This window comes from Cellulosimicrobium funkei (assembly GCF_001019615.1).
Lineage (GTDB): Bacteria > Actinomycetota > Actinomycetes > Actinomycetales > Cellulomonadaceae > Cellulosimicrobium > Cellulosimicrobium cellulans_E.
Genome location: NZ_JNBQ01000073.1, coordinates 1 through 4,834 on the forward strand (window position 1 = coordinate 1; position 4,834 = coordinate 4,834).

2 protein-coding genes and 2 pseudogenes are annotated in these 4,834 nt (G+C 73.0%); 3 read left to right on the forward strand and 1 reads right to left on the reverse strand.

Annotated elements, in window-relative coordinates; all coding sequences use genetic code 11:
* Positions 1–668, forward strand: a 668-nt coding sequence (locus tag FB00_RS20670) for an HAD family hydrolase (RefSeq protein WP_052877841.1), incomplete at its 5' end; no start/stop codon positions are given.
* A 51-nt stretch (positions 669–719) separates the two neighbouring features.
* Here the strand turns inward: FB00_RS20670 and FB00_RS20675 are convergent.
* On the reverse strand, positions 720–1,817 hold the full coding sequence (locus FB00_RS20675; protein ID WP_047234805.1) for a carboxylate-amine ligase: 1,098 nt from the start codon (positions 1,815–1,817) through the stop codon (positions 720–722).
* 389 nt (positions 1,818–2,206) lie between these two features.
* Here FB00_RS20675 and pflB point away from each other — a divergent pair.
* Positions 2,207–4,520 (forward strand): annotated as a pseudogene (gene pflB / locus FB00_RS20680) (formate C-acetyltransferase).
* Between the two features lie 20 nt (positions 4,521–4,540).
* Positions 4,541–4,834: pseudogene (locus FB00_RS22950) on the forward strand (hypothetical protein); the annotation flags it as partial.

A 4,834-nucleotide genomic window follows, 5' to 3' on the forward strand; every position in this document is an offset into this window, starting at 1 on the left:
TCCGGGGCGTGATCTGGCTCCTCGACCTCGACAACACGCTCGTCGGGCGCGACGACGCGTTCGCCGCCTGGGCGGCCGACGCCGTCGCGCGCGCCGGGCGCGACGTCTCCGACCTCGCGGCGATCGTCGCGGCCGACCAGGGCGGCCACGCGCCCAAGCGCGACGTGGCCCGCGTCGTCGTCGACCGGCTCGGGCTGGGCGGCGAGGCGGACCTGGACGCCGTGGTGACCCGCTTCCGCCACGGCATCCTCGAGCACGTGCGCGCCTACGCCGGCGTGCTCGACGCGCTCGACGCGCTGCGCGACCGCGGCGACCGGGTCGTCGTCGTCACGAACGGCACGTCCGCGCAGCAGCGCGGCAAGATCGCCCGCTGCGCGATCGAGCCGCACGTCGACGCGATCGTCGTCTCCGACGAGGAGGGCGTCGCCAAGCCCGACCCGCGGCTGCTCGAGATCGGGCTCGACCGCGTCGGAGCGCGGGACGCCGACCGCGCTGGGGTGTGGATGGTCGGCGACGCCGCCCACCTCGACGTCGCGGCGGGTCGGGCGGCCGGCGTGCGCACGGCATGGGTCTCGCACGGACAGGCCTGGACGGGCGGCACCGCGCCCGACGTCGTGGCGACGACGACCCTCGAGGCGCTCGCGGCCTGCGCCGCGGTCACCGTCTGACGCGCGCCGGGCCGGGGCGCCGCGCAGCGCATCCGGCCGCCTCGCGGTCGATCAGGAGTGCGTGACCTTCACGGCCTCCTCGACGACGGCGCGCAGGTCCCCGCCGGACGCCGCGTGCCACGCACGCTGGCGCGCTGCGCCGTTGCCGCCGGACCAGAGCCGGCCGAGGAGCTCCGTCACCGCGTCGAGGTCGCCCGCGTCGACGAGCGCGTCGCGGACGTGCGCGACGAGCAGCCCGACGACGTCGTGCGCGGGAGCGGGGCGCCACGTGAGCGGGGAGACCAGGTCCTCCTCGAGGCCCGAACGCCCGGCGCGCCACGACGCGGTCCGCAGGATCTCGGGGCGGAGCTCCGGGGGCGCGACGCCGTCCGCGGCCTCGCGTGCCGCCGTCTCGACGAGGCCGCGGCTGAGTGCCGCGAGGAGCGTCGCCGTGTCGGGGTCGAGGCACACGTCGGCGACGCGGATCTCGACCGTCGGGTAGCGCGAGGACAGCCGCGCGTCGAAGTAGACCATGTTCTCGTCGAGGATCGTGCCGGTCGCGACGAGCCCGTCGACCGCCTCTCGGTACGCCTCGGGCGTCCCGAACGCCCGGGTCGGGCCCGAGGTGGGCCAGCGCGACCAGACCTGGGACCGGAAGCTCGCGTACCCGCTGTCCTGGCCCTGCCAGAACGGGGAGTTCGTGCTCAGCGCGAGGAGCGTGGAGAGCCACGGCCCGATGCGGTCGAGGACCGCGACGCCCTCGGTGTCGTCCGCGACGGCGACGTGCACGTGGCACCCGCTCGTGAGCTGCTCGCGCGCCGTGAGGCCGAACGCGGCGCGCGCCTCGAGGTAGCGCAGGCGCGAGACCGTCGTGCCCTCGAACGGCAGGGGAGAGGTCGAGAGCGCGGCGACCCGGGCGCCGACGCGGTCCGCGGCCTCCTGGGCACGCCGACGGCCGTCGCGGATCTCCGTCGCGAGGTCGTCGAGCTCGCGACGCGGGTGCGTCGCCGTCTCGAGCTGCTCCTCCATGAACTCCGACTCGAGCGAGCCGGTCCCGCCGCCCTTGTCGTCGGTCCCCGACGCCTCCAGGGCCTCCGCGGCCCGGGCGACCGGGTGCCCGTCGTCGCCGACGAGCAGGAACTCTTCCTCGACCCCTACGGTGCGCTTCACCCGGGCAGTCTCACACGGAAGCCGCCGGCTCGTCGGGCGAGCGTGTGACGTGCGTCCGTGTCGTGCGTCACGACCGTTCCGAGCGGGCATCGACCGGAGGTCGAGAGGGCTTGTGAAGGTCATCACAAGGCGACCTCGACGGGCCGGCGCGGATCCTCGGGAGCCGCAGGATTCCGCGGATTCTCGCGGGTTCCCGCGGGTCCCGCCCGGCTCGGGACCTAGGTCCCCGGCCGGCCCGAAACCCCTCCGTGAGCAGCGTCCTGAACCTAGCCTGGAGGTGGCGAAGGAGCCCGTCGGAACCTCGACCGAGGGCCTCCACCCGAGGCCCCGCGAGACCGGCGGGTCCGGCCGGCGCGCGGACCCGCGCGTCAGGCACGAGGGAGGTCCAGATGACCAGCGTTTCCGAGGCACCCGGCACGACGAGCGGCGGCCGTGCGGTGGAGGGCAGCGTCGACCCGCAGCACGACACCGCGCACGTCCCCGCGTGGGAGGGCTTCACCGACGGCCCGTGGCGCGACACGGTCGACGTGCGTGACTTCATCCAGCGCAACTACCGCCCGTACACGGGCGACGCGTCGTTCCTCGCCGGGCCCACGGAGCGCACGACGGGGATCTGGGACACGCTGTCCGCGATGTTCCCCGAGGAGCGCGAGATGGGGATCTACGACGTCGACCCCCACACGCCCGCGGGGATCACGGCGCACGCGCCCGGCTACATCGACAAGGCGACACGAGGTGATCGTCGGCCTCCAGACCGACGCCCCGCTCAAGCGCGCGATCATGCCGAACGGCGGCTGGCGCATGGTCGAGGGCGCGCTCCAGACCTACGGCTACGAGGTCGACGAGACCCTGAAGAAGGTCTTCACCGAGTACCGCAAGACGCACAACCAGGGCGTGTTCGACGTCTACCCGCCGAACGTCCGCGCGGCCCGCAGCTCGCACATCATCACCGGCCTGCCCGACGCCTACGGCCGCGGCCGGATCATCGGCGACTACCGCCGCGTCGCGCTCTACGGGGTCGACGCGCTGATCGCCGCGAAGAAGCTCGACAAGCTCGGCCTCGACACGCAGCCGTTCAGCGAGCAGGTCGTGCGCGAGCGCGAGGAGCACGCCGAGCAGATCCGCGCGCTGGGCGAGCTCAAGGAGATGGCCGCCGAGTACGGCTACGACATCTCGGGCCCGGCGACCACCGCCCGCGAGGCCGTGCAGTGGCTCTACTTCGCCTACCTCGCCGCGGTGAAGGAGCAGAACGGCGCCGCGATGTCGCTCGGCCGCACGTCGACGTTCCTCGACGTGTTCCTCGACCGCGACCTCGAGGCCGGCCGCATCACGGAGTCCGAGGCGCAGGAGATCATCGACGACTTCGTCATCAAGCTGCGCATCGTGCGGTTCCTGCGCACCCCCGAGTACGACGCCCTGTTCTCCGGCGACCCGACGTGGGTCACCGAGACCATCGGCGGCATGGGCGAGGACGGGCGCCCGCTCGTCACGAAGAACTCGTTCCGCTTCCTCCAGACGCTCTACAACCTCGGCCCGGCCCCCGAGCCGAACATGACGGTCTTCTGGAGCCCGGAGCTGCCGCAGGGCTTCAAGGACTACTGCGCGCAGGTCTCGATCGACACCTCGGCCGTGCAGTACGAGTCGGACGAGCTCATCCGCCAGCACTGGGGCGACGACGCGGCGATCGCGTGCTGCGTGTCCCCGATGCGGGTCGGCAAGCAGATGCAGTTCTTCGGCGCTCGCGTGAACCTCGCCAAGACGCTGCTCTACGCGATCAACGGCGGCCGCGACGAGATCTCCGGCAAGCAGGTCTCGCCCGTTGCGGCGCCCGTCGAGGGCGACGTGCTCGACTTCGACGACGTCATGGCGAAGTTCGACGCGACGATGGACTGGCTGGCCGAGACGTACGTCGAGGCGCTCAACTGCATCCACTGGTCGCACGACAAGTACGCGTACGAGCGCATCGAGATGGCGCTGCACGACAAGGACGTGCTGCGGACCATGGCGTGCGGCATCGCGGGCCTGTCCGTCGCGGCGGACTCGCTGTCGGCGATCAAGCACGCGAAGGTCTCCGTCGTCCGCGACGAGCGCGGCCTCGTCGTCGACTACGTGACCGAGGGCGAGTACCCCACGTACGGCAACGACGACGACCGGGCCGACGCGATCGCCGTCGACCTCGTCGAGCGGTTCATGGCGAAGGTCCGCACGCACCCGACCTACCGCGACGCGGTGCCGACGCAGTCGGTCCTGACGATCACCTCGAACGTCGTGTACGGCAAGGCGACGGGCAACACGCCCGACGGCCGCCGCGCCGGCGAGCCGTTCGCCCCGGGCGCCAACCCGATGAACGGGCGCGACACGCACGGCATGCTCGCCTCGGCGCTGTCGGTGGCCAAGCTGCCGTACGACGAGGCGCAGGACGGCATCTCGCTGACCAACACGGTCGTGCCGAGCGGCCTCGGGCGCACCAAGGAGGAGCAGGTCACCAACCTCGCCGGCCTCCTGGACGCCTACATCGGGTCCGAGGGATACCACATGAACGTCAACGTGCTGAACCGCGAGACGCTCCTGGACGCCATGGACCACCCGGAGAACTACCCGCAGCTGACGATCCGCGTGTCCGGGTACGCGGTGAACTTCGTCCGCCTCACGCGCGAGCAGCAGCTGGACGTGCTCTCGCGCACCTTCCACGGCGCGCTCTGACGAGCGCTGAGGAGCCGACCATGACCGTCACCCTCCCCGGCCCTACCGCCCGCCGACCTGGCGCGGCGCGCGGGTGCGGCGTCGCCGGGGGCACCCTGCCCGACGACGCCACGCGCCTCGACGTCCCGGGTGCGCCGACGACGACGGGCGAGCCCGCGGCGTCGGGCACCCCGGTGGGCCACGCCCGCCGTGCGGGCGCGGGCCTGGACGGGCTGACGGTCGCGGACGTGGACCGGGCCGACAAGCTCGCGGCGATGCGCGCGGGCGAGCTCGGCTCGGTCCACTCCTGGGAGCTCGTCACCGCCGTGGACGGG